Consider the following 24,604-nt stretch of genomic DNA (forward strand, 5'->3'; position numbering starts at 1 on the left):
TCTTTGAAGGCTTTACCTGAATCAGCCTATTTTGTTTCGCTTGTAAGTAGCGACAACGTTACTGAGGACAGATAAGCAGTTGACAACCATTTTAGTATAACATAGTCTATTCATCTTTCAAGAATTAATCACTGTCAGTTTTCCATTTCTTCATCCACCGAACGTATGAACGTGAGTAATGAAGATTCCTCTGTCTGCTTGCCATACAATAACTGCTTTGTATACGCGACATACGCTCCCGCTACCTCTTCCGCTGTGTAAGGACCCCAGTGGAACGGAAACAATAAGACGCTGTACTTAAGGATCAGATTGACAACCAGCTCACTAGCGGTTGGGTCTTTCTCAAATTGCGATTTTGCGAGAAACTGCACTTCTCCAATAAATTGATCTTCTTCGGGTGATACTAATCTTGATGGATTCGCTTCAGTTTCGAAGTGGTATTTTCGAACAGCTAGCGACTCTTGGTATCCCGCTTGTTGCAATAACATCAATGCATAAGTTTTGACCACAGGTAACGAATCCTTTGCTTCAATCACCTCTACTAGCAACGGTATATGCGGCTGTAATTTCTGATGTTGCAACGATAATAAGAATTCCTGTTGCTCCAACGATCCCAATTGGTAAAATTGTTCGCTTGTAATAGAGGGGTCTTCAATGGAAGGTTCTTCATAACGTTCAGATAATCGGTTATTCAATTCCCGTAAGTATTGAAACTTCTGCAAGCTATAATCCGGGATGATTTCTTTCTCTAACAAACCTTGTATCGTCAGCTCTACCTCGGCGTATTGCTGTAACTGAATCGAGATTGAAAGATAAAGCTCAAGTAATTCTATGTAATCGCCTGCTTGGTTTTGCATAGCGAGAAGGGTAAATTCTTTCGCTCGTTCATACTCTTTCATTTCATATAAAGAAATAGCTAAGCCATCGAAAACTGTGTAATCTTCAGGATTAATTTCCAATACAGATTCGAAATTTCGGACTGCCTCTTCATGTAGATCTCGTTCCATTGCTTGTCTGCCTTGCTGGTGGAGACGTTCGAGTGTTCCAGGGAAAACAACCACATTTCCTTTTCTAATAACTTGTCTGCGCTTCTTTTGCATTGTAATCACCTGCCTGCTTTGTTCCTTTCACTATAGCACAGCAACTAAAAACATTTCTAGTTCAAGATGTTTCTATACGAGTACCTGATTATCTGACAACACAAATAGCGCAAAGATTATGTAATAACCTTTACGCTATTCGTAATAAATCACACACCCGAATAGGCCATAAAACCACCATCTACAGGCACAGTAATCCCAGTAACAAAACTGGAATATGATTCATCAACAAGCCATAACATTGTACCAAGCAAGTCTTCAGGTTTACCAAAGCGTTTCATAGGTGTACTATTTAAGATTTTATTAGAACGCTGTGTGTGATTTCCATCAGCATCAATTAATAAGTCATGATTTTGCTTTGTCAAGAAGAAACCTGGCGCTATAGCATTGACACGTAGATTAGATTCAGCGAAATGAACCGCCATCCACATGGTGAAATTATTGATTGCTGATTTCGCCGCGCTATAAGCAGGTACTTTTGTCATCGGTGAAAACGCACTCATTGAAGAGATATTTAAAATAACAGGAGATTCTTGTTCTAAAAGTACTTTACCGAAAACTTGACTAGTTAGAAACGTCCCAGTGAAATTACTAGCAAAAACCATTGATAACCCTGCCTCACTCATCTGGAAAAAAGATTGTTCTACTTCATTCCCACTGTATATCTCTTCAGAAGTAACTGCATCAGGATGATTACCGCCTGCTCCATTTATAAGAATATCTACTTTTCCAAAATGTGAAATGACTAGATTTTTTGCTTTTTCTAATGAAGATCTATCTAGAACATCACCTTCAACCGCTATTGCTTGTCCTCCTGCTTGTTGAATTTCAGTGGCTATTAGCTGACCATTTTTCAATGTACGGTTGATAATAGCTATCCTGACACCTTGTCTGGCTAACTCCATTGCCATAGCAGAACAGAGAACCCCACTACCGCCAGTTACTACAGCCACTTTATTTTGTAAGTTTTGATGAATGGTCTGCAAAGTTATTTCACCTCATTTTTCTTATGATATGCATCCCAAAGTCCGAGCATATACATAATACCTAACGCACGATCGTATAACCCGTAGCCTGGACGACAATCTTCATTCCATAAATGCCTGCCGTGATCAGGTCGTATATAGCCTTCGTATTGTTGTTCTGCTAATGTTTTCACTACTCCAGCTATGTCGATTGAACCATCTTCCGTAAAATGAGACGTTTCGATAAAATCACCATTGTCAAATATTTTAACGTTACGAATATGAGAAAACGGAGCATACTGAGCATATTTTTCAGCGAGATAGACCATATTATTTTTGGGATTTGCCCCTAATGAACCTGTACAAAACGTAATTCGATTCGAAGGTGAATTTGAGATAGATAATAACCTTTTAAGACTTTCCTCACCTGTAATAATTCTTGGTAAACCAAAAATAGGCCATGGTGGATCATCCGGATGTATGCCCATTTGGATATCGCATTCTTCCGCAACAGGTAAAATAGCATGTAAGAAATAGGAAAGATTATCCCATAACTTTTCATCATTGACTTCTTTATAAGCTTCCAATAAATCTGTAATCTTAGCTAACCGTTCAGGTTCCCATCCTGGCATTGTTAACGTAGATGATTCTGAAACTGATTTAATAAGTTCCAGAGGGTCAATTCCTTCAACTTTTGCTTTTTCATAAAATAAAGCAGTCGAACCGTCTGGAAGCGGATGATGTAAATCAGAACGCGTCCAATCAAATACAGGCATGAAATTATAACAAATTACTTTAACACCTGCTTTTGCTAAATTGCGTATCGTTTGCTTATAGTTTTCTATCAATTCATCACGTTCAGGCAACCCTAATTTAATGGATTCATGAACATTAACACTTTCCACAACATCTGCGTGAAAACCATAGGATTGAATATATGAAACCTCGTCTTGAATTTCTTCTTCCGTCCATAACTCACCAGCTTGTTTATGGTGAAGGGCCCAAACTATTCCCTTTGTTCCTGGGATTTGTTTGATTTGTTCCAACGAAACTGTATCGTTATTTCTACCATACCATCGAAAAGTAATATTCATTGTCATTTAACCCCCTTAACTTTTTCCATATACGTTTCCGCCAGTTTACGAACAGCTTCTTCACCTCCAGCTTTATAAGCTTTGGTAAGATCACTACCAATACCAACAGCCACGGCTCCTGCTTGTAACCAATCGCTTATATTATCTAGAGATACGCCACCCGTGGGCATGAAGTGAGTATGTGGTAATGGTCCTTTAAACGCGGAAATTATAGAAGGCTTAAATTGATTGGCTGGAAACAGCTTTAAAATATCACAGCCACCTTCCATAGCTTTATTCATTTCTGTAATGGTCATGCACCCAGGAAGATAAGGAATAGCATAGCGATTGCACATTTTCGCAATTTCTTTATCATAATGTGGACTAACAATGAACTTAGCGTTTGCGAGAATGGCAATACGCGCTGTCTCTGGATCTAAAACTGTTCCTGCACCTATCACAGCATCTTCATCTACTAAACCTTTAAATGCATCTTCAATAAAAGGAGTTGTAAATGTTAGCTCAATTACTGAAATACCACCTGAAATAGCCGCCTTCGAAATAGCTATTGCTTCATTTGCATTGGCAGCACGAATAACCGCCACAACTTTTTGTTTCATAATATGATTAATCACTTGGTGTTTTGGAAGCATATTCATATCTCCTTAGTCAAACGTAATACAAGCCTTGCGTACTTGATCAGGGTTGTTCTCGATAAAGTCAAATGCTTGTTGAACATCCTTCAGTGCGAATTTATGTGTTATTAACCCATCATGAGTTAACTTTCCTTCATTTAATAGAGTAATTACTTTTTCGAATTGATTGGTCTGCAAACGAGAACCTACAATTTCTAATTCTTTTTTTGTTATAGGAAGCTGAGAGATAGAAGCAGCACGTTCATCAAAGCCAAGTACCACTACGGTACCAGCTGGAGAAGCAACTTGCACACCTAGTTCAAATGTTGACGGAAGACACACAGCATCTATTACAACATTCACACCTTCACTTTCAGTAATCTTCATTACTTCAGTTTCTACAGAAGCCTTACCTGCATTTATGATATAGTCTGCTCCATTTTGTTTTGCAAACTGTAAACGTTTTTCATCTAAATCCGTCATGGTTACAATAGCGCCTGCTAATTTAGCCATCTTTAAAATGCAAATTCCAATAGGGCCACAACCTTGAATTAAAACGGTGTCACCTGCTTCAACATTCCCCCTGAAAACTGCTTGCGCGCCGATTGTATAAGGTTCCGCTAAAACAATTTCATCCCAATCAAGATCCTTATTCACTCGATGAACTTGCCTTTCCGGAAGAACAATCGTTTCTTGCATACCACCATCTTCGTGTACACCAAAAACTGAAAGATGCTTACAAACATTTTGACGACCTTTTCTACATGCGTAACATTTCCCACAAAATGATATGGGTTCGATTACAACGTGATCTCCCAATTGGAGTGTACTTACTGATTCACCTATTGCGGTAACTTCTCCTGCTACTTCATGTCCCACTACGCGGGGATACGTTGCTAAAGGGTTCGTGCCATGATAGATATGCATATCAGAGCCACAAATCCCTACACGCTTCACCTTTACTTGTACATCAAATTCATTTTTTATCTCTGGACATTTTTTCTCAATAATCATTAATTTATGTGCTTCAGGTACTTGCACTGCTTTAATTTTCAATTTCTACACCTACTTAAATAGACTTGGTAAATATAATGTAATTTGCGGCACGAACGATACTAATAACAATATAACTAAACTAACACCGAGAAAAGGAAGTAACTCTTTTGTAGTCTTACCTATAGAAACCTTCCCTATTTGCGACGCAACGAACAGACAAACACCAACTGGAGGAGTTGTTAATCCGATCACAAGATTTAAGACCATCATGACACCAAACTGCACTGGGTCCATACCCACTTCCATAGCCACAGGAAGTAATACTGGAAATAGGATAACGAGTGCTGCAATGGTTTCCATAAAGGTACCAACAAATAGCAATAAAATATTGACTAAGATAATAACTATGATGGGATTGCTTGAAATACCTAAAATTGTACTCGCAACTAATTGCGGAATTTGTTCACTCACCATAATCCAACCGAATAAGTTAGCAAATCCTACTAATAACATGATAGACGCCGTACTCGTCATAGAATCTAACATGATTTCCGGTATTCTTCTGATTGGTAATTCTTTATAAACAAAAATCCCAATTACTAATGCATATATCACTGCGATAACAGAAGCTTCTGTAGGTGTGAAAATACCACCTAAAATACCAACTAGTATAATGACTGTCATGAAGAGAGCCCAAAATGCTCCTAAGAAACTACTACTTATTTCTTTCAATGACTTACGATCGCCCTTAGGATAATTTCTCTTTACAGAAATCAAATACGTAGGAATCATCAGCCCTATGCCTAAAAGTATACCCGGTACTGCTCCCGCTAAGAAGAGATCTCCAATAGATACTGAAGCTAGTGTACCTACAATAATCATCGGCAAAGATGGTGGAATAATTGGTCCTACTGTAGATGATGAGGCCGTGACAGCGGCAGAAAAACCTGCTCCATATCCTTCTTTTTTCATTGCGGGTATCATGACTGCCCCAATACTTGCCGTATCAGCAAGCGCTGTTCCAGAAATACCTGCAAAACCCATAGATGAACCGACGTTTGCTAACCCTAATCCACCTCTAATATGACCAAAGCAGTTATTTGCAAACTGAATAATACGATCAGTAATTCCGCCAGCATTCATTAAATTCCCTGCTAAAATAAAGCCTGGAATACATAGTAAAACAAAGGAGTTGAGTCCGCCAAACATTCTTTGAGGAATAATTGAGAACGACATATCGTTAATAAACAAATATAAGAGTGAAGATAATCCTAAACTAAACGCAACTGGCACTCCAATAAATATTAATACAAGAAAAGATAGGAATAGAACTAACGCCATCATTCTTCTTCACTCCCATCTACATAAAGTTCTTTATTTTGTAGTAGTTGTATAATTTTCACAACAGCAAATATTGAAAGGAACAATCCCATTAGAAAAATCGATGCATGCACAACAGACATCTGGATCGGTAATGTCGCCGCGCGTTGATTATGTCCTAGCAACATAAACTTATATCCTTCTATGGAAATAACCAATGTTAAAACTAAAATGGTGATATAAATAGCAACATCGTAAAATCTTCTAACACTACTTTTCATTTTATTAATTAGTAGATCAACATTAATAAATTCATTTCGCATCAGAGCTAATGGTGTACCAAAACTAATAGCGAACAAGAAAAAATAACGCGTTAATTCTTCTGTCCATATGTATGAAAAAGGCAGGAACCTAGATAAAATCTGTATAGTTACTACAATGATAACTCCAGCGAGACTTAATATGGAAAGTATGCCCAGGATACGCTCTACTAATTTCAACATAATTGCGTCAACTTCCTTTCTTAAGGAAAGACACAACCAAGTGTTAATTAGTTGTGCCTATTGCTTCTAAATTACTTAGCTTCAAGAATTTTTTCTAGCACTTCATTTTGCTCTTCAGACAATGCTTTTTTAACTGCCGGTAACATGGCTTCACCAAATTCTTCACGATCTACATCCACAAATTCCATGCCTTTATCTTCTAAGTCTTTTTCAATTGAAGTAATTGTTTCATCATATAGTGAATCTCCGTATGCTTGCGCTTCAGCAGCAGCTTCTGTAACTGCTGTTTTCTGATCTTCAGTCAAGGCATTATACTGATCATTCCCAACTAGTACATAAATCCATGAATATACATGTTCCGTGCGATTCACATATTTCTGAACTTCATACAGACCAGCACTTTGAATTAAATCGACTGGATTTTCTTGTCCCATAATAACTCCCTGCTGTAAACCAGTAAAAACTTCGTTAAAGTCAATAACTTGTGGTTTCGCTCCAGCTGCTTCCCAAACTTTCAAGAATAAAGGAACGTTTGGTACACGCATACTGAAACCTTTCAAGTCAGCTAATGATTGAATTTTTTTATCAGACGTTAAATTTCTTGGTGCTCTTGTATGATAATAAAGAGGTGTTAATTTAGCCTTTTCAGTAATTTGTTCTTCAACTTCTTTACCTACATCCCCTTCAACCACTTTTTTCACGTGATCAATTCCATCGAATGCATAAGGTACAGCCATTAGGGCAGCTTTTGGAGCCCAGTTCTGCAACGTTTCGCCTGAAACAACCATATCAGCTGATCCAGCTTGAATAGAATTAATCGTATCTGTCTCTGAACCTAAAGAGTTATTTGGATAAATAACAATTTCCATTTGGCCATCGGTCTTTTCTTTAACCGAATCGGCAAATTTCAAAGCAGTTTTATGCCAAATATGATTTTCATCAGCTAAATGCCCTAATTTCCATTTAATCACTTTATCACTTTTTTCTTCTGCTGAATCACTTGTATTATCTGCTCCACAAGCTGCTAGCATCAAAATTGCAATCAATAAACCTGCCATCCACTTAATTTTTCCCATGTTATTCGCCCCTTTTATAATAGTTGTAGAAAAACGAATTATTAATTAGAATCTCTTAATCACCCCTTCCAATATTTTCACCTTTCGATCTCTTTAGTGCCTGATGTAAACGCTTGCACCTCATCTAAATAAGGAAGCCCTTCATTGTCTCCTAAAACGCTTACGACGAGTGCTCCAACACCATTCGCAAATCGTAAAGCCTCGTTTGGTTCCAAACCATTTAAATAACTATAAACATACCCAGCATCAAAGCCGTCACCAGCACCTACTGTATCAATTACTGGGACTTTAAATGCCGGTGAAGAAAACCACTGTCCATTTTTATAGAGCCTAGAACCTTTAGAACTATCTTTAATGACCAAATCCGTAATATCATAATCATTTGCTAATTTGACCAACGACTTTTCCGAACTGTCGTCTAAAATTAAATAAATTTCATCTAAACCTGTCAATAGAATATCGATTTGATGAAAGACTTCAAAATAAGCTATTCTTGCCTCTTCAATAGTCCATAGTTTTAAACGTATATTCGGATCAAATGATACAGGAATACTCTTTTCATTCGCTAATGTCATCAAGCGTTTAGCGATGGCAATATTTTGTGGATCGATTGCCAAGAATACTCCTGTAATATGCAATAGATCGATAGAATCCAATAAATGATCATTAATATCTTCTATTCTTAGTGTTAGAACAGGTGATTGTTGACGGTAATAAAACGTCTTACCTTCGCCACTTTCTCTAACCTCTTTAAAATTTACAGATGTTGTATATCCATCAACAAAATCAACATCCGTTACATCAATTCCCTCACCGCGTGCAAAATTGTAAATTACTTTACCAAATTCATCCTGGCCTAACCGGCTAATCCACTTACTATTTAAGCCCAAGCGCGAACAACCTATAGCAAAGTTTAATTCTGCACCACCCATTTTTCGTTCGAAATGTGTAACGAATCTCATGGGACCTTTTGTTATAGGATCCATCGTAATCATTGCATCACCAATTGTTAATACATTAAAATCAGTAGACATTTTCATAACTCCCTATCTTATACAGACTCCCTTTTCAATAAATGCGGCATATATCTTTGCACTTCCAACTCATCGGGTATCTCTTTATCATGAATGATTTTTAATAGTAGCTGAGCTGCCTCGATTCCCATTTGAAAAGTTGGTTGTTTAATCACGGTTATAGCTGGCGTAAAAACTTCCAAAAAAGGAGAGTCATCCAGTCCTATTACGCTAATGTCCTGGGGAATCAATAAGTTATTTTTTTTTATGAATTTCATTAATTCCATTAGTGCTAAATCGTTAATTGCGTAGAATGCATTGGGTTTATCTTCTTTATCCCATACCACTTGAAGAGCATCCATAATTTTTTCTCTTTCAGTCGCTACAATCCAAGATTCTTTAATTGGTAAAGAGCACGCTTTCATTTTATTCTGGTAACCCTCAATTCTCTCAATTCGAGGTATTACTTTTCTCTCAATCGAAGTAGATACAATTGCTATTTTTCTCTTTCCTACTTCAATAAATTGATCAATTGCTATCTCAGAAGCTCTATGATTGTCTAGCATTATCGTAGGATAATACGATTTTTCTGTTCTTCTATCTACAAATACAATGGGAAAATTATTTTTTCGTAGATCAGCATAAAGATCTTCATTACCTACTGTAGGGAAAATAATGAGTCCATCCACTTGTTTAGCACGCAACATATCGATGTAAGAACGTTCTTTTTGAGGATTATCGTCAGCGTTACAAACAAAGACATGTACTCCTTTTTCTTCACAAACATCTTCAATGGCTCTAATAACTTCAGTGGAAAAAGTATGTAATATATTTGCTACAATGATACCAATCGTGTTCGATTCTTTCATTTTTAAACTTCTTGCTATGTTGTTCGGAATATACCCAAGCTCTTCAATGGACTCTTGTATTTTCACTTTTGTTTTTTCAGCCATGAACTCATATCTCTTATTCATAAATTGTGAAACAGTACTTTTAGAGACGCCTGCTTTTTTTGCTACGTCAGCCATCGTCACTTTCATTTTATTTCACCTTTTCCCATTTACTAAATCGGTTTAGTAAACCGGTTTAGTAAAAGTATAAATGCGAGCGCTTCCAAAATCAATAGATTTTAGAATTTTATTTAAATATTTTTAATTGCTACAATTTCAATATGAACCACAAAACTTCATTCAAATAGATAGTAGCCAGATTCAAAGGATCCCAGTGTGTTTATAACTACCTAATGTTCCTATTACGTAATCAATATAATAAATTCTCTTTGTCATGTGTGCTATATTTAAGTTCAAATTATATAATGTATCAATTTATTTCATTTTTTATCCGCCACATACCAATTCTGCTGATCTACTTCGCAAATGACTGGCTGACTAATAGTTGTCCCCAGGTATTCCCCATCGGTATGGCAACCTACTGCACGATCCATCTCCACGATGAATTTATCACTACTATAAGTAGAAACTCCTTTTAAGTTCGTATGATTTCCATTGAATACAGTTAAAAAAACCGCTAGAAATTTTAATACAGAAATAGAATGGACGACCGTCAGCTCGAACTCTCCATCATCATATACAGAGTGAGGCGAAATTTTCATACCGCCACCGTAATATTTTAGATTGCTGACGGTGATCATCCAAACGTTGTGGAACACGCGGGTATCCGAACCGATTTGAATTTTTGCGTTAAAAGGTTTAAAGGCTAGTAAACTATGCACTACAGTCAAAGCGTACACTATGCTGCCAAGCTTCCATTTATTTAAAGTCCTTTTATATGCTGCCAAGCTTCCATTTATTTAAAGTCCTTTTAATAGTAGACTGACTAGCTGCCAATGAAATATCCGCATCCAAGCCAAAACCACAGTTACTTGCAAAATAGCGTTGATGTGTGTTGCTCAATTGAACGGAGCCAAAGTCTACAGTTTTCCGTTTAATTGGCTCTATTGCTATATACGATTCCACTTCCTGCAAGCTGGCGAATGCTGGAAACTCCCTTGCAAAATCATTACCAGACCCAGCTTTCATTATGCCGACTGTTACATGAGGATAACCTGCTACACCATTTAGCACTTCATGGATTGTCCCATCTCCACCTATCACGACGAGCAACAATGACGCATTGGCTTGTCCTGCAACTTGCTGTGCCAGTTCTCTCGCATGATCACGTCGCTCCGTGAGATGAAATGGATAGCGCATACTTTTCCGCAAGCTAGCCCATAGCTTGGCTCCTTTGCCGTCTCCAGCTTGTTCATTGATGATGAAATGTACATCCATACGGACCGCCTCTTTCGAAAGCCTTTTCATCATAGTAGCAGACTGTCAATTGACTTACTAGACGATTTGATACTTCACTTGCAGACTTGCGCTGATTGTAATCGTTCCGGATTCGATTGGTGTTTTACCAGTATCCGCCATGGCCATCGCGCGGAATGCTACCGGTTGGGACGTGTGCTGTTCCTCAATTTTCATTGGAATTGGCCGGTTCTGTAATTTCAACGAAGTCCCAATTGTAATCATTTTTGTCTCCGCATCTTGCAAGGCTAGCGCTAATGCTTGCTGATATTGTTCATCTTGATCGGGCATCGTGAATTCAATTGAGCCGATCTGATTCGCACCATTTTTGACTGCAAGATCGACGAGTTCACCTGTTTGCGAAAGTTCGTTACTTGTAATGCGAATGGAGTTAACGACTTCATAGCCCTGGAAGCGCTGGTCACCGTTGATGTATTCATAGACTGGTCGGATTTGAAAATCAATCGTTTGAATAGACGTTTCCGAAATTCCCGCCTTTTGCAACGACTGAATTACTTGATTCATTCGTCTAGCATTTTCTTGTTGGATTTCTGCGAGTTCCGTACCTCTAGATATAACAGATAGTACAATATGAACCGTACTAGGCGAGACTTTCACTGCCCCTTCACCAAATACAGTAATCGTCCGTGTTTCTTGTTCGTAATACATGTAGAACACTCTCCTTTTTACAGTATGATCATTTCTATGCAATACCTGAATCTATTTATACTTCTTTTTGTTGTTCTAGCGCTTGAACGGCAATAAATTATTCATCATAAATTAAAGGAAAGGGCTAAGGAGGATGCCTATGCGTGAAAGAGAAAAACAACTCGCAAAATTAGCATTGCTTGGTGAATCTATCGGCTTATTTGGCCAAGCGCTCTCTGCACTTGCTGCTTATCTTGCATTCGAAGATGAGGAAGTTGAAGAAGATCAATTGACTAACATGCAGAAACAGATCGATGACTTACTGAGCGAGATTAGACAGAAGAAGTAAAGCATTAGGGTACGGGAACGGGCACGACTACAAAAGTAGTAAAAAGCCTATAATGTACATGTCGAAATATCAGATATATCTAGTAGTTACCCGATTTTAGTTTCAAAATTACTATTGTTGAATCATTCAACCTAAATAAAAAAGCTCACGATCTATTATGACCGATGAGCTTTGAATATTCGTTTTCATACTACAATGTGATGAGTCCTTTTTGTACCGCGAATCCACCTAATGTAAACAAGGCGATGGCAACGAGTGTAATGATGAATAATCGATTATTTCTGTCCAAGACGTCACCTTTTTCTCTATCGGATAGATTATGATTGCTAGTTACTTCATTCTATCCTATCGAGTTCAAAATTGGCAATCTATTTTTCAATCGATTTCTATTTTTAGTTGATGCAAGAAATTTTCCATGAAGTCATGTCGTTCTTTCGCTAAACGGGTGCCTTCTTTCGTGACCATCAATTCTTTTAGTAATAATAACTTCTCATAAAAATGCGTAACTGTAGCTGTTTCTTTTTTTCGATATTCTGATTCTGACATATCCATTCGCGCTTCTTCTCGCTGATCATAAAGTTTCCTGCCGCGGGCTCCACCGAATGCAAATGCACGCGCAATCCCTACTGCCCCGATGGCATCTAAGCGGTCAGCATCTCTGACAATAGCGCCTTCTATCGATGTAATATCTTTTGCGTTGCCGCCACTGAAGGATACACTTTCAATCGCAGACATCACGTTATCTGTAATCTGTTGGGTCGCACCTATTTTTTCAAGCAATTCCATTGTAGTAACCTTTTGCATCTCTTCATATTTCGCATCTTCCACGTCATGCAACAGAACTGCTAATCGTACAACTAGTTCATCGGCTCTTGGCTCTGTAGCTAAAATTTTCTCTGCATTTTTCATTACGCGATCAATATGGTCGAGATCATGACTCGCATCAAATTGATTGTAAATGCCTTCGACTTCTAACCTGCATTTCGCTATCATATCTTGCATTGGATTCCTTCCCCTCTTTTACATTAGTTATATGCGGATACCTTTTTGAAAATCAATTCCTTGTGATGACATATAAAGTTCACTTCATTATTATCGAAACGAATCATTACCGATGTCTCTCATTTTTAAGAAGAGCTTACTAAACTTCTGGATACTCCCGTGTAATAGAGTTTACCACGTTCATCCGCGTCGTGAATACCTTCTCTGCCAAGTTTTATCGTACTATGTGCTGATGAACAACCCTACTCAACCTGTTTACGGTTCCTTGAACGATCAATCATACGTGATCATTCTCAGATACTGAATGGAAGACACGATAAAATTTATCAATGGAGATTTCAGAAAAACTTCACAGAGTCAAATGCAGACGTTTTTCGACAAAAAAAGTTCCCTACTTATAACCGTTGACAATTTGCCAACAAACAATTATTCTTTTAAAGAAGTAGATATTTTAACAGTTGTTGTAGAAATGGAGGGGTAGTGTCATGTCAGAAGGTAGTCTTGGTCTGTCTATCGGGCAATTATTGCGTGATGTTTTAAAAGAACGTTCATTGTCCATGCGCAAACTAAGCGAACTTACAGATATTGATACTTCAACTATCTCTAGGATTATCAACGACAAGCGCAAAGCAACACTAGACCATTTAGAGAAATTTGCGAGCATTTTGGAAATCCCATTAGCCAAACTACTTCAGGCGGCGGGCTATCCGGTTGATCTTAAACACACGATACGTTCTGATTATGATGAAACCATTCAACATTTGGTCAACACGTCGGAACTTCTATCTGCGGATCTATCTATCGAAAAAGTTCAATTTCAACTTACAAGTTACGAAGCGTATGTTCAGACGACGGAAGGAAGAAACAGAATTTTATATGACTTCGATAAGAAGTTGAAACAGGCAGGCGGAGTAGGTCCATTCATCGATCAAATAAAAGACTTATTTACCCGGTTTACAATGCAAGATGTTGCAAAACGTGATCTAACTGTGATCGGTAGTGCATTATTGTACTTTATAGTCCCTGTGGATATCATTCCCGATTACATTTTTGCGGTCGGGTATTTGGATGATGCGATCGCGGTCCAAATTGCTTCAAGCGTACTAACAAGGAATACATAATCAGATGAGTAGGTGTGACATTAATGGAAAACAAAGAAACTGGAAAGCGTCGTAAGAAAAAACTTAAAAGAAAATATAAACGGTTACTATTCATGGTATTCACTATGCTACTTTTAGCGGGTGGCGGATATGTTGCTGCACAATATTCCAACGGCCTGTCCCTTGCGAATGGTGGCAATACAAATGAAATACATACAGAACTTAGCGATAGCAGTAATACTTTTTCTGATAGAAATTCCGCCTTTGACGACTTTGAAGGTAGCGAATCACAATTCGGTGAAATTAACGTATTATTGATCGGTGATGACGCAAGAGGCGATGAAGATGATACTCGTTCAGACGCTTTAATGATTGGCCACTACGATCAGACAACAAACAAAGTAAAGTTAATCTCTCTAATGCGTGATACATATGTCGACATTCCAGGCCACGGCATGGAAAAGATCAATGCTGCTTATGCACTTGGTGGACCTGAATTAGTCCGACAAACAATTAAGCATAATTTTGACGTGGATGTACAATATTACGCGATTGTTAATTTCGAAGGTTTCTCTAAAATCGTCGATGTCATTGCACCTGACGGTATTGAAGTCGATATTCCATATGAGATGTCACACGGCTTAGGTTTAACGCTCTACCCTGGCCTGCAAAGATTAAATGGAGATCAATTACTCGGTTACGTCCGATTCCGCCACGACATCCACAGTGATTACGGTCGTGTGGAACGTCAGCAAGAAGCGTTAGCAAAACTAAAAGACGAAGCGATGAGTCTACAAACGCTCGTCAATATACCAAAGCTAATGGGTGTTATTGATCCATATATTGATACGAACATCGACAGTAAAACTATCTTCACTATTGCTAAAGGCATGTTGACCGGCGGAAAGAATAACGAAATGGAATCACTGCGTATTCCTGTAGAAGGATCATTTGGGGACCTACGCACAGACGTTGGTGCTGTTCTCGAGATTAACTTAGAACAGAACAAACAAGCATTACGAGAGTTTTTATCGATCGAGGATGAATCCGTAGACGATGGAAGCGAACAAGATGGAGAATATGCAGAAGATCAACCATATAATCAAGACCAGCAATTCTAAAACGGTATACGTATACAGAAGAATAAGCTGTTCCAGTCATCCAACAGACCGGAACAGCTTATTTTTTCGTTATATTAATTATATACCAGAATGGATTTCTTTTTTACCTAGCCTCATTCATTTAGCTCTTCAAAGATATGAAACATTTCCTGTGATCCTACATGAAATTCAATTTACATTTTCTGTTTTATATTACGTGGTTAACACTAACTTCCCCATCGTCTTCCTACCTTGCAATTGTCGCTGTGCTTCTGCCGCCTCTTCCAAATCAAATGTCCCACCTATTGTTAGTTGTAGGTCTCCATTTCGTACATAGTCTAGTAACTCTTTAAAGCTATTTTGATATACTTCAAAGTTTTTCATAATTTGCGGCAAGAAAAAGCCAATGACAGATTGATTCCGTTGCATTAATTCTCCGGCATCCATTGGAGACCGTTCTCCGCTTGCCGCACCAAAGACTACCATGCGTCCAAATGGTGCAAGACATTTTAGTGTTTTTCTAAATATGTCTCCCCCGACCATCTCTAGCGCCACATCTACACCTTTACCATCCGTCAGTTCCCGTACTTTTAATTCCCAGCCTTCTTCTGTGTAGTTGACTAGATGATCTGCACCCATTTCTTTTGCATGTGCTAGCTTTTCCTCACTACTCGCTGTAGCAATAACTTTGCCGGCACCAAACAGTTTTGCTAATTGCACTGCGATCGCTCCTACACCACCTGCTGCTGCATGTACAAGAACTGTTTCTCCTTTTTCTAATCGCCCCATAGTCTTTAAGATGTGATAAGCCGTCTGACCTTGAAGAGGTAGCGCGACTGCGTCGGTATATTCCACGCCGTCTGGAATCGGTGCAAGTGTCATTTCTGGGATTGCTGCATATTCGGAATAGCCTGCCGATTCAATGAGTGATACTACTCGCATACCTGGCTTAAAACGCTTCACGTTTTTCCCGACTTCCGTAATAACCCCTGCCACCTCAGCTCCCGGAACAAAAGGAAGTGGTGTCGGTACTACATACTTTCCTTCACGGCGTGCAACATCTGCATAATTCACACCAATGGCTTTAATTTCCACAAGTACATCTTGATCCCCTACAGCTGGTTTATCTATTTTTACAAGTTGAAGAACTTCTGGCCCTCCATACTGTTCTAATTGAATTGCTTTCATGTCATCTTCCCCTTTATGAAATATAATTTTCTGCCTGGTTAACTGCGTCTGCAATTTCACGTTTTGTTTCCACTGTATTTTCAACCATTAATTCACTACATCTATTAAAAATATTGTTCAAAATATATTTTTTAGAATCTCCTGAAACAATACTAGAAAGTAGTTTTCTCGCATTCATTTCTACTTGTAGCAATGTATCCGTCACAAGCACTTCTGTTATGTTAATTTTTAGCGAGACAGATTTGATATGTGAAGACTCTATCGCCTTAATTGTCCGTAAGACAGCTGATTCCATTGCATAGAGATCAATTGCTAGATCGGCAAGTTTCATGAGAGCTTCCTGCTCATTCACAATATTGTCTCCATACTTTTGATAGGTGAGGCCGATACTAAGTAAGTAAATATTTCTTACTAACGCAACTGCTTGTTGTTCTCTTGAAAGTTCAGTGCTTTGGAGAGTTGCTGGGAGGGTCAGTGCTTTACTCGCTTCTTCTACCAATTCCTGAAGTGGAACCATCCCTTTAGATGCTTGACTTAGTAAGGACATTGGAATGAGCAACCGATTAATTTCATTCGTCCCTTCGAAGATTCGATTAATACGTGAATCACGGTACACTTGTTCAATTGCATAATCTTTGATATACCCGTACCCTCCGTGAAGCTGCAATGACTCATCGGCTACTCGATCTAGTGTTTCAGAACCATATACTTTACAAATCGCACATTCTACAGCATACTCCATCATGCGTTTGGCAAGAAGACGATGATCCTCTGAATGCTCCATATCACCAAGTGCATCCTCTAAAAGAGAGGCAGTTCGGTACTGAAGTGATTCTGCAGCATAAATCCGCGTCGTCATATCCCCTACCTTTTCTTTTGTAGCAGTAAATTCAGCGATAGATTTTCCGAATTGCTTGCGCTCTTTTGTATAATCAATTGCTAACTTCATGCTAAATTTAGAAGCCCCCATTGTTGCAGAACCTAAATTAAAACGCCCTAAATTGAGTACGTTCAATGCAATATGGTGACCTTTCCCCACTTCTCCCAGTAGATTACGAACAGGAACTTCACAATTTTCAAAGTATACTGCAGTCGTGGATGAACCTTTGATCCCCATTTTCTGCTCTTCCGGGCCAAGAGTAATTCCCGGGAAATCTTTCTCTACAATAAATGCGGTAAATGATGTACCGTCTACTTTTGCATACACGATAAATGTATCGGAAAAAGCAGCATTTGTAATATACAATTTGGAGCCGTTCAACATGTAATGTGTGCCTTCTTCATTTAACTTAGCTGTTGTTTTTGCCGATAATGCATCAGAACCTGAAGTGGGCTCTGTTAAACAATAAGCACCAATAAATTCACCAGATGCCAATTTGGGTAAATAGTATTCTTTTTGCCACTGCGTCCCGAAATACGTGATAGGTAGTGTAGCTATACATGTATGATTGGAATGCGCCACACTATATCCCCCCGCAGAGCCTAAATGCTCACCCACGAGTCCTTTAGTAATTTTATCGAGACCTAGCCCGCCATATTTTTCCGGTATACTATGTGCTAATAAACCGAGATCTCCTGCCTTCGTTAACAATGATTTCACTAAAGCAAAATCTTGTTTTTCAATTTCTTTATTCCACGGATGTACTTCTTTTTGTATAAAGTTTTTTGCTGTATGTGCAATCATATGGTGTTCGTCAGTAAATTCTTCTGGAGTAAATACTTCATGTGGTAAAGTTGGGCGATATAGAAAAGCAGCACCATGGTAGAGCTGATTTTGATTAGACATGTATGTTCTCTCCTTTATCCATAATACATGTGAAGACTTCGTCCCGATTTTCGCTTACTAGATTTGGCTACTCATACCACCATCTACCACCAATACGTCCCCCGTCATGTAATCAGACGCTTTTGATGCTAAAAATACAGCTATACCTTTTAAATCATCTTCGTTACCCAATCGATTTAATGGTGTGCCATTTAAAATGTACTCACGACCGTTTTCAATGGTGACATTCGACATTTTCGTTGGGAAGAATCCTGGGGCAATTGCATTCACGTTAATATTATATCGTCCCCATTTTGCTGCCAAATCTTTAGTCAATACAATGACTGCACCTTTGCTAGTATTATAACCAATCGTATCCATAAAATCTGGATGTGTACCGCCAAGTCCTGCAACTGAAGCAATATTAATGATTTTTCCGCTATTTTGCTTGATCATGACTTTTCCCACTTCTCTGCTCATGATAAATGTTCCCGTTGCGTTTACGTTCAGCACTTTCTGAAAAGCTTCGATCGGCATATCTATTGTCGGTGCACCCCATGTGGCACCGCTATTATTCACCAGAATATCAATGGTTCCAAATTCCTTTACGGTCTCTTCAACTACTCTCTTCACATCTTCTTCATTGGCCACGTCGCAAGCTAAACCTATTGATCTCACACCTAGCTTTTCTAACTCTTCACTCATGGCCATACAAGATTCTACCTTGCGCGAACAGACCACAACATTCGCTCCCGCTTCTGCAAAACCCCTTGCAATTTGTGCACCCAATCCTCTTCCGCCACCAGTAACTACTGCTGTTTTACCCTTTAAATTAAACAAGTCTAGAACAGTCATGTCTATTTCCCCTTTTCTATAAATAGCTATTTTACTTCGTTGCATAAAAAAACTTCTACGTACTAACCAGTTGGTATGTTCAGAATAAAAAGATATAATTATCATATTAAACGCTTAGCTATTATTTAGCAAGGCTTTACTTTCACCTCGTACAACTTAACCGAGAAGAATATTATGGTAGAATAAAAATTAGTTTTTAAAACTCATAATAAAAATCCTTCTAACACAGTAAAGTTAGAAGGATCTTAACATGCAATATTTGCTACCTATTTAGGACGTCCCAGAAGGGATTCGAACCCCCCGGCCTACGCCTTATATAATAAGGTTTCAACTATTTAATACGTATAATTTACGTACAGATTACGTATCTATTGACTGGTACATTATCTTTTATAACGAAGAAGCACTTTCATAGTAAGAGGGAATTAGCAAATCCATTAACAAGCAAAAACTATTTAAACATTTATCATCAACTTGCAAAACCCTTTTACACCCCCGTCCCTAGCAAAGCTTAGTTTAATTTGTATGAGTCAATCACAATTCAATGGAATTGCAATGCGATCGGCAACTTACGCTAAGTCAGTGATTTCATCTTTCTATTTCTAATAGCCACTACGGAAGAGTTTTTGATTTTAAACTATATATATAATTAATCCGCTCGCGTTCCTTAATAAAAAAAAATGAGAGAAAAATATTTTTTCTCCCAGTTTCTGTTTTAAGTTCCCTCTAAAATTCTTTCATAATAAAACCTAATTCAACCTATTTCTCTTTTTGAATATCGATTTCAAATGTCTCTACAGCATGTTCTAGAACATCCTCTTTCTCAAATAACATTTGTTTATATTCAAAGTTTTTAAACATTTCAATTTGATCTTTATAATGTTGTGAATACTCACCATCTTGTTTAATGAAACCTACCTGGCCAGGTGGTGTAATATTCATGCCCACAGGGCCATTCTCTGTCATTTCCACAAAATGATTTTCACTCCCGCGATTCATAAAAATAATTGGCTGCTGATCTCCGAGTCCATGCGGCACCCCTATAAGCGATTTAGCTCCGAATGTCATCGTCTCAATTGGCATGATCCAATCTTTCATAGACACACCATATTCTGTTTCTAGCTCAACTACAACTTGATCGAAACTTTCACGTGCAATTTCTTCAATTTTACGTCCTTTTAACCAATCATTTTCTACTTGTAACGCAGCTTTCTCTCCTTGTACAAGATGGGTCAATAAACTTGATCCACCTGATCGATGGTCAACAAATGGTCTCATCTCTTCATAAAACTTACCAATATCCTCCTCTGTAACATTCACAAAGAACTGATCCCACCAGGCCTTCATAATTGTTGCACCGGCTGAATCATAGTGGCCATCATTGTCTTTATCTTCATTTAAATTATTCCAATCCTCCAAAATAGAGTAAGCTTCCTTATATTTAGGATCGCTATCTATTTTCACTGAAAGAGCCTCTAGCAAAAATGGCTTGAACCAACGTGTCCTCAAATTAACAAAGCTTGCTTCATAGTTTACTTCATTTACATCTTCCATCGTTAGCTTATTTCGTTCACTAATTCTGTCAATAAATTGATGATTTCGGTGATCTGCGCCCCACATATAGTTTTGTTCATTCGTATTCCAGTTGGGTGCAGGTTTGTTGTTCCAATTTGCTACAAAACCACGTTCAGGGTTGACCTCATGTGGATTTTCTGCTGTGTCTAGAAAACCTTTCCACTCATATTCACCTGTTCCTGGCGTTGGGAAACGCCAATCTACTCGCTCATCCCGCTCTGGTATTTGACCGACATGATAGTAAGCAATTTCATCGTTTTTATCAGCATAAAACCAATTCAATGACATGGTATACTCTCTTGCAGCAGTCGCAAAATCGTCTCGACTCTTTGCATAGTTCATCTTTAAATAAGCTGCCCAACTGTCTGCTTCAGTTCCTCGAAATGCCCACTTTTTACTGTATGCAATGGTGTTATTATCGTCTTTAAAAATAATGGGGCCATGAACACTATCTTGAAATTCTCGAGTGACCGTTTCAATCTCTCCATTATCATTCTTCACATCAATACTTTCCGTTCTTTTTTCAAATTCAACCCATTCTCCATTGAACTTATACTCGTTTGGATTTTCGGGGTTGACTTCTTCTTCAAAAATATCTGATACATCACCATATCCAGCGGTTGCTGTAAAGGCAAAATCATTCGTCGCACCGAACATAATGAATGGATATCCAATAAATGATGAACCTTGAATATCAAGATCTGGACCATGAAGCCCGACTTCATAAATAAATCCAGGTGCTGTGAAACCTACTTGTGGTCCACCAAACATGATTGGGTTACCGGATTCTGACTTTGAAGCACCAATAATCGCTGCATTACTTCCTACTTTTAATGGAACTCCTAGTTCCTGTCGTTTCTCAATAAAATCTTCTCGCATTGAAGAGACAGCCTCGCCTGCAAATGCCACTTGATCTAGCGTTTTAGCATTTGCAAAAGGAGTCCCTTCACCAATTGATGCATCGCTATCCGAACTCGTTGGTGCATCTAGGTCATTTATCCAAACCATATCATTAAAGATTGCTTGCGCTTTTTCTTCATCGTATTCATCTAACAATTTGGCATAAATAGAAGCATTTTCAAGCTCTTGTTCCTGATCCATGAAAGCCGTCATAGATGCCATGTACAAGCGAAGAACGTCTACACTTGTCCAATTGCCAGGTTTCAGATCATACTCTTCAAATTCTTTTGATAATTTATTTTTAGGATCCTCCATGGCCTCTTCGACATAGCGGTCAATCCCACTTGAAAAGTTTTCAATAACTTCCTTCGCAAAAGGATCCATCTTATCAATCATTTTCTGAATCGCCTCATCAGTATGTCCATCACGTCGGATCTTTTCATCATGCGCTAGATACTCTTCCCCAAACACTGCCGCAGCTGTTCCTTCATTAGCCCGTTTAAACATCTCTAGCTGAAAAAGTCGATCTTGTGCCATTACATAACCATAAGATTTATATAAGTCTTCCATCGAGTCCGCATAAATATGTGGTACTCCAAATTCATCGCGATGGACTTCAACAGCTTTGGAACCTGCTTGTACATTTTCATTTAACAATTCATCCTCTTTTGAGCAGGCAGATAAAAAGATTAAAACTAAAATAAGTGCCGTATGTGTAAATAACCTCATTGAGCGCTTCAATAAAATACCCCCTATCAATTTTTATGCTACCAATTAATTCAAACTATGTTTGTACTTACTAATCTAGAAAACTATATTGAAATATCCACATTTCAATATAGTTTTGTTAGGTGATAACGCTTTCATTCCCTATAAATAGAGATCTATATTTTAACATTGTGCCCCCCCCATCTACTCGCCATCGAATCATCGTTTTTATAAAGGTATATGAAATCCTCAGTTGTATAACGGTTTTAAAACGATAACCGTATTTTTCATTATATACATCCGCATTTGTAAGTCAATAATTTTAAAAATATTCAGTCTTTAGTTCGTTAAATATTTAATTGAAGTAGGTATAAAAGGGTGTATTTCAGCACTTAAACTTGTCGCGGATATTGAAATTATATATTTTGGAATTAACTGTACTTAAAAGAAATTTAGATAGCAGTTGAGATGGATTTCTGAGAAAGGAGAACCTTACGAAGAGGAAACAGACCGCAAAGTTTGTAGGAAAACGGATTGCTCCCCTTACTTTGATTTCACAGATGATATCATCTCTAACTGAGACTGCCAAGAACAGGAATGAAGATAACACCTTATTTACAAAATACGCTTAAGAGTCTAGATATCGAATTGATTTCGATTGATGATTTAAGTCATACATTACGCAAATATCTTATTGTATAGAGAGTTATCCGTATAGTATGTTTCCAAGAGGTTAAGGCGCAAAAACATTCACACCGCATTGAAGTATTATGCACATATCATTACAGATGAACTAGTAGATGATGGAATGAGTACAAACGCTATTTTCGAGATATGATGCAGTAAATGTGTACAGTGGTTTAATTTACCGTCGTTTACTAACGACTTCATTAAAAACAAAAAAGCTACAAACGTTGTGATTACAACGTTTGTAGCACTCTATAAGTTTCTTGACATCTTCTAAAATGTCTTGATTACGTCCCAGAAGGGATTCGAACCCCCGACCTACGCCTTAGGAGGGCGTTGCTCTATCCAGCTGAGCTACTAGGACATGATAGAAATGAGAAACACTTCGATTCATTTGCTGACTCAAAGTGTTCTCATGCTTTTAATTAATCATTAGCGGTACCATCATAATCTTCATTAAACCATAACTGTTCATCATCGTCTACGTCGCCATTATAGTTAATCAAAATCTCTTCGCCAGCTTTGATATCTTTATAAGCAAAGAAATCAAATGTATGGTGATCGAAATTAATATCATAGGTTGCATTCGGTTCATAGGAATGATTGAATAACATTCCGTAGCCAAGCAAGATCGCCGTATGGTTTTCTCCATACTCAAAAGCATAGTCAGCTAGAACGGTTTTTTCAATATGTTGATGTTGTTCATTTGGATAGGAGATAACAGGTGCCTCGTGTATCAGCTGTCCTTCTTTAATATCGCATTTCGCGAATACTCCTTTATTGAATTCCCCTTCACCAATCGGAGAAAGTTTTACTTCGATCATGTCTTTCACCTACTCGCTTGTAAATTATACTTGGCTAGTATACCACTAAATCCATCCGATTGCTGTTTTCTTTTCTTATAAATAAAAACGGACTCCAACAGCAGTTACTTCCTGTTAACAGATAAATGCCGACTGTACACTTACGTATAATTTACAGGTGTTGCAACTGACCTGAATAGACATTTGACTCCATACATTCCATACATAAAATCTCTATTTTTCTATGCAAAAACTTTATCTACCTCTCGCTTATCATAATCAAGAATCCAATCCGAGTATTGTTCATAGAGATATCGAATAGATTCTTTGTCAGCCGCTATGATATCACACCCTCGATCATCGTATAGATGATAGATGATGTTTTTCGATAAGTTGACGAAGAAAATATCTTAATCACTTTCAGGGTTGCGTCTTAAAATGGTTGTGGGATCAGCAAAATCTTCATAACAAATCGCTTTCAGCAATTGCTTATACCGAATATCCCGTTTCTTACAAGTAAGCATAAATCGATGCGTGAGAATTCCTTCCTCCTCATGACCATGGGGATTGGGAATTGTAGAAAACCGTAATTTATACACCAATTCTTTTCGTTTTATATACTTAGAATAAACGTTCAATGGTCTTTCACGTAGAAAATGATTGTTTGTATGGACATCCGTGACCACCATAATTTCATCTTCGTTTTCAAATACCGCTTCAAAAAACGTAATGGATCGATAAAATGCTTGTTTTAAGAAATCGGGCTCACTAAACGCAATAGATTGTGAAATTTCAAAGCGAATAGCTTTACTTGTTTCGTAAAATAGAGCAGGGGCCAATTCAATCTCAGTAAAATATTCAGTCAAGTATTTTTCTAAAGTATTCACTAGTTCACTCTCCGGTACGGATATCTACATGATGGTTTACGCAAAATCTC

Annotated in this window: 22 protein-coding genes, 1 tRNA gene and 1 pseudogene; 3 read left to right on the forward strand and 21 right to left on the reverse strand. The window is 38.0% G+C overall.

What is annotated here, in order from left to right:
* Positions 1–134 precede the first annotated feature (134 nt).
* The 13 genes from CSV61_RS09495 to CSV61_RS09555 form a co-directional block, all read right to left on the reverse strand.
* Positions 135–1,100: a hypothetical protein gene (locus CSV61_RS09495; protein WP_099639020.1), complete on the reverse strand. Its 966-nt coding sequence runs from the start codon at positions 1,098–1,100 to the stop codon at positions 135–137.
* A gap of 149 nt (positions 1,101–1,249) precedes the next feature.
* A complete protein-coding gene (locus CSV61_RS09500) occupies positions 1,250–2,086 on the reverse strand; it encodes an SDR family oxidoreductase (protein ID WP_099639021.1) in 837 nt (278 codons plus the stop codon).
* A 2-nt stretch (positions 2,087–2,088) separates the two neighbouring features.
* Entirely contained in the window at positions 2,089–3,159 is a 1,071-nt protein-coding gene (uxuA, locus tag CSV61_RS09505) for a mannonate dehydratase (RefSeq protein WP_099639022.1), read from the reverse strand.
* A 2-nt stretch (positions 3,160–3,161) separates the two neighbouring features.
* The gene (locus CSV61_RS09510) at positions 3,162–3,791 is read right to left on the reverse strand and encodes a bifunctional 2-keto-4-hydroxyglutarate aldolase/2-keto-3-deoxy-6-phosphogluconate aldolase (RefSeq protein WP_199173610.1); all 630 of its coding nucleotides are present in this window, start codon (positions 3,789–3,791) and stop codon (positions 3,162–3,164) included.
* 12 nt (positions 3,792–3,803) lie between these two features.
* Positions 3,804–4,823 (reverse strand): zinc-binding alcohol dehydrogenase family protein, encoded by a 1,020-nt coding sequence (locus tag CSV61_RS09515; RefSeq protein WP_099639098.1) that lies wholly within the window; start codon positions 4,821–4,823, stop codon positions 3,804–3,806.
* A 15-nt stretch (positions 4,824–4,838) separates the two neighbouring features.
* Positions 4,839–6,113, reverse strand: coding sequence for a TRAP transporter large permease (locus CSV61_RS09520; protein ID WP_099639024.1), 1,275 nt, complete (start codon positions 6,111–6,113; stop codon positions 4,839–4,841).
* Entirely contained in the window at positions 6,110–6,592 is a 483-nt protein-coding gene (locus tag CSV61_RS09525) for a TRAP transporter small permease (protein WP_099639025.1), read from the reverse strand. Before CSV61_RS09525 ends, CSV61_RS09520 begins: the two co-directional genes overlap by 4 nt.
* 71 nt (positions 6,593–6,663) lie before the next feature.
* Positions 6,664–7,668, reverse strand: a complete 1,005-nt coding sequence (locus tag CSV61_RS09530; protein ID WP_099639026.1) for a TRAP transporter substrate-binding protein — start codon at positions 7,666–7,668, stop codon at positions 6,664–6,666.
* Between the two features lie 77 nt (positions 7,669–7,745).
* Positions 7,746–8,702 (reverse strand): sugar kinase, encoded by a 957-nt coding sequence (locus CSV61_RS09535; RefSeq protein WP_099639027.1) that lies wholly within the window; start codon positions 8,700–8,702, stop codon positions 7,746–7,748.
* A 17-nt stretch (positions 8,703–8,719) separates the two neighbouring features.
* Complete coding sequence (locus tag CSV61_RS09540) at positions 8,720–9,721, reverse strand: LacI family DNA-binding transcriptional regulator (protein ID WP_099639028.1); 1,002 nt, start codon at positions 9,719–9,721, stop codon at positions 8,720–8,722.
* A 290-nt stretch (positions 9,722–10,011) separates the two neighbouring features.
* Complete coding sequence (locus CSV61_RS09545) at positions 10,012–10,479, reverse strand: diacylglycerol/lipid kinase family protein (RefSeq protein ID WP_099639029.1); 468 nt, start codon at positions 10,477–10,479, stop codon at positions 10,012–10,014.
* Positions 10,466–10,969, reverse strand: coding sequence for a diacylglycerol/lipid kinase family protein (locus CSV61_RS09550; RefSeq protein WP_158233826.1), 504 nt, complete (start codon positions 10,967–10,969; stop codon positions 10,466–10,468). Before CSV61_RS09550 ends, CSV61_RS09545 begins: the two co-directional genes overlap by 14 nt.
* A 57-nt stretch (positions 10,970–11,026) precedes the next feature.
* Positions 11,027–11,656, reverse strand: a complete 630-nt coding sequence (locus tag CSV61_RS09555) for an SIMPL domain-containing protein (RefSeq protein WP_099639031.1) — start codon at positions 11,654–11,656, stop codon at positions 11,027–11,029.
* 139 nt (positions 11,657–11,795) lie between these two features.
* Between CSV61_RS09555 and CSV61_RS09560 the strand changes: the two genes are divergently transcribed.
* Positions 11,796–11,984, forward strand: a complete 189-nt coding sequence (locus tag CSV61_RS09560; RefSeq protein ID WP_099639032.1) for a hypothetical protein — start codon at positions 11,796–11,798, stop codon at positions 11,982–11,984.
* Between the two features lie 375 nt (positions 11,985–12,359).
* Here the strand turns inward: CSV61_RS09560 and CSV61_RS09565 are convergent, their stop codons facing one another.
* Positions 12,360–12,986: an HD domain-containing protein gene (locus tag CSV61_RS09565; protein WP_099639033.1), complete on the reverse strand. Its 627-nt coding sequence runs from the start codon at positions 12,984–12,986 to the stop codon at positions 12,360–12,362.
* 485 nt (positions 12,987–13,471) lie between these two features.
* Between CSV61_RS09565 and CSV61_RS09570 the strand changes: the two genes are divergently transcribed.
* Together CSV61_RS09570 and CSV61_RS09575 are read left to right on the forward strand one after the other, a co-directional pair.
* The gene (locus tag CSV61_RS09570) at positions 13,472–14,107 is read left to right on the forward strand and encodes a DUF1232 domain-containing protein (RefSeq protein WP_099639034.1); all 636 of its coding nucleotides are present in this window, start codon (positions 13,472–13,474) and stop codon (positions 14,105–14,107) included.
* A 23-nt stretch (positions 14,108–14,130) separates the two neighbouring features.
* The gene (locus CSV61_RS09575) at positions 14,131–15,207 is read left to right on the forward strand and encodes an LCP family protein (RefSeq protein ID WP_099639035.1); all 1,077 of its coding nucleotides are present in this window, start codon (positions 14,131–14,133) and stop codon (positions 15,205–15,207) included.
* Positions 15,208–15,399: 192 nt separating this feature from the next.
* Here the strand turns inward: CSV61_RS09575 and CSV61_RS09580 are convergent, their stop codons facing one another.
* The 7 genes and pseudogenes from CSV61_RS09580 to CSV61_RS09610 form a co-directional block, all read right to left on the reverse strand.
* Positions 15,400–16,374 carry a quinone oxidoreductase family protein gene (locus CSV61_RS09580; protein WP_099639036.1) on the reverse strand — a complete coding sequence of 325 codons (975 nt, stop codon included), beginning with the start codon at positions 16,372–16,374 and terminating at the stop codon, positions 15,400–15,402.
* A gap of 13 nt (positions 16,375–16,387) precedes the next feature.
* Entirely contained in the window at positions 16,388–18,160 is a 1,773-nt protein-coding gene (locus tag CSV61_RS09585; RefSeq protein WP_099639037.1) for an acyl-CoA dehydrogenase family protein, read from the reverse strand.
* A 57-nt stretch (positions 18,161–18,217) separates the two neighbouring features.
* Positions 18,218–18,994: an SDR family oxidoreductase gene (locus tag CSV61_RS09590; protein ID WP_099639038.1), complete on the reverse strand. Its 777-nt coding sequence runs from the start codon at positions 18,992–18,994 to the stop codon at positions 18,218–18,220.
* Between the two features lie 759 nt (positions 18,995–19,753).
* On the reverse strand, positions 19,754–22,210 hold the full coding sequence (locus CSV61_RS09595) for a penicillin acylase family protein (RefSeq protein ID WP_099639039.1): 2,457 nt from the start codon (positions 22,208–22,210) through the stop codon (positions 19,754–19,756).
* Between the two features lie 944 nt (positions 22,211–23,154).
* Positions 23,155–23,228 (reverse strand) — tRNA-Arg (locus CSV61_RS09600).
* A 61-nt stretch (positions 23,229–23,289) separates the two neighbouring features.
* Positions 23,290–23,688 (reverse strand): SET domain-containing protein, encoded by a 399-nt coding sequence (locus CSV61_RS09605; protein WP_099639040.1) that lies wholly within the window; start codon positions 23,686–23,688, stop codon positions 23,290–23,292.
* A 221-nt stretch (positions 23,689–23,909) separates the two neighbouring features.
* Positions 23,910–24,554 (reverse strand): annotated as a pseudogene (locus CSV61_RS09610) (DUF3885 domain-containing protein).
* Positions 24,555–24,604: the final 50 nt, after the last annotated feature.

Origin of the sequence: Sporosarcina sp. P3 (assembly GCF_002743415.1) — a bacterium.
GTDB lineage: Bacteria > Bacillota > Bacilli > Bacillales_A > Planococcaceae > Sporosarcina > Sporosarcina ureae_A.

Bases quoted from the DNA above. Each gene is read 5' to 3' on its own strand.
- CSV61_RS09495 (WP_099639020.1), bottom strand. From the start codon at position 1,100: ATGCAAAAGAAGCGCAGACAAGTTATTAGAAAAGGAAATGTGGTTGTT.
- uxuA (WP_099639022.1), bottom strand. From the start codon at position 3,159: ATGAATATTACTTTTCGATGGTATGGTAGAAATAACGATACAGTTTCG.
- CSV61_RS09510 (WP_199173610.1), bottom strand. From the start codon at position 3,791: ATGCTTCCAAAACACCAAGTGATTAATCATATTATGAAACAAAAAGTT.
- CSV61_RS09520 (WP_099639024.1), bottom strand. From the start codon at position 6,113: ATGATGGCGTTAGTTCTATTCCTATCTTTTCTTGTATTAATATTTATT.
- CSV61_RS09525 (WP_099639025.1), bottom strand. From the start codon at position 6,592: ATGTTGAAATTAGTAGAGCGTATCCTGGGCATACTTTCCATATTAAGT.
- CSV61_RS09530 (WP_099639026.1), bottom strand. From the start codon at position 7,668: ATGGGAAAAATTAAGTGGATGGCAGGTTTATTGATTGCAATTTTGATG.
- CSV61_RS09535 (WP_099639027.1), bottom strand. From the start codon at position 8,702: ATGTCTACTGATTTTAATGTATTAACAATTGGTGATGCAATGATTACG.
- CSV61_RS09540 (WP_099639028.1), bottom strand. From the start codon at position 9,721: ATGAAAGTGACGATGGCTGACGTAGCAAAAAAAGCAGGCGTCTCTAAA.
- CSV61_RS09550 (WP_158233826.1), bottom strand. From the start codon at position 10,969: ATGGATGTACATTTCATCATCAATGAACAAGCTGGAGACGGCAAAGGA.
- CSV61_RS09555 (WP_099639031.1), bottom strand. From the start codon at position 11,656: ATGTATTACGAACAAGAAACACGGACGATTACTGTATTTGGTGAAGGG.
- CSV61_RS09560 (WP_099639032.1), top strand. From the start codon at position 11,796: ATGCGTGAAAGAGAAAAACAACTCGCAAAATTAGCATTGCTTGGTGAA.
- CSV61_RS09565 (WP_099639033.1), bottom strand. From the start codon at position 12,986: ATGCAAGATATGATAGCGAAATGCAGGTTAGAAGTCGAAGGCATTTAC.
- CSV61_RS09570 (WP_099639034.1), top strand. From the start codon at position 13,472: ATGTCAGAAGGTAGTCTTGGTCTGTCTATCGGGCAATTATTGCGTGAT.
- CSV61_RS09575 (WP_099639035.1), top strand. From the start codon at position 14,131: ATGGAAAACAAAGAAACTGGAAAGCGTCGTAAGAAAAAACTTAAAAGA.
- CSV61_RS09580 (WP_099639036.1), bottom strand. From the start codon at position 16,374: ATGAAAGCAATTCAATTAGAACAGTATGGAGGGCCAGAAGTTCTTCAA.
- CSV61_RS09585 (WP_099639037.1), bottom strand. From the start codon at position 18,160: ATGTCTAATCAAAATCAGCTCTACCATGGTGCTGCTTTTCTATATCGC.
- CSV61_RS09590 (WP_099639038.1), bottom strand. From the start codon at position 18,994: ATGACTGTTCTAGACTTGTTTAATTTAAAGGGTAAAACAGCAGTAGTT.
- CSV61_RS09605 (WP_099639040.1), bottom strand. From the start codon at position 23,688: ATGATCGAAGTAAAACTTTCTCCGATTGGTGAAGGGGAATTCAATAAA.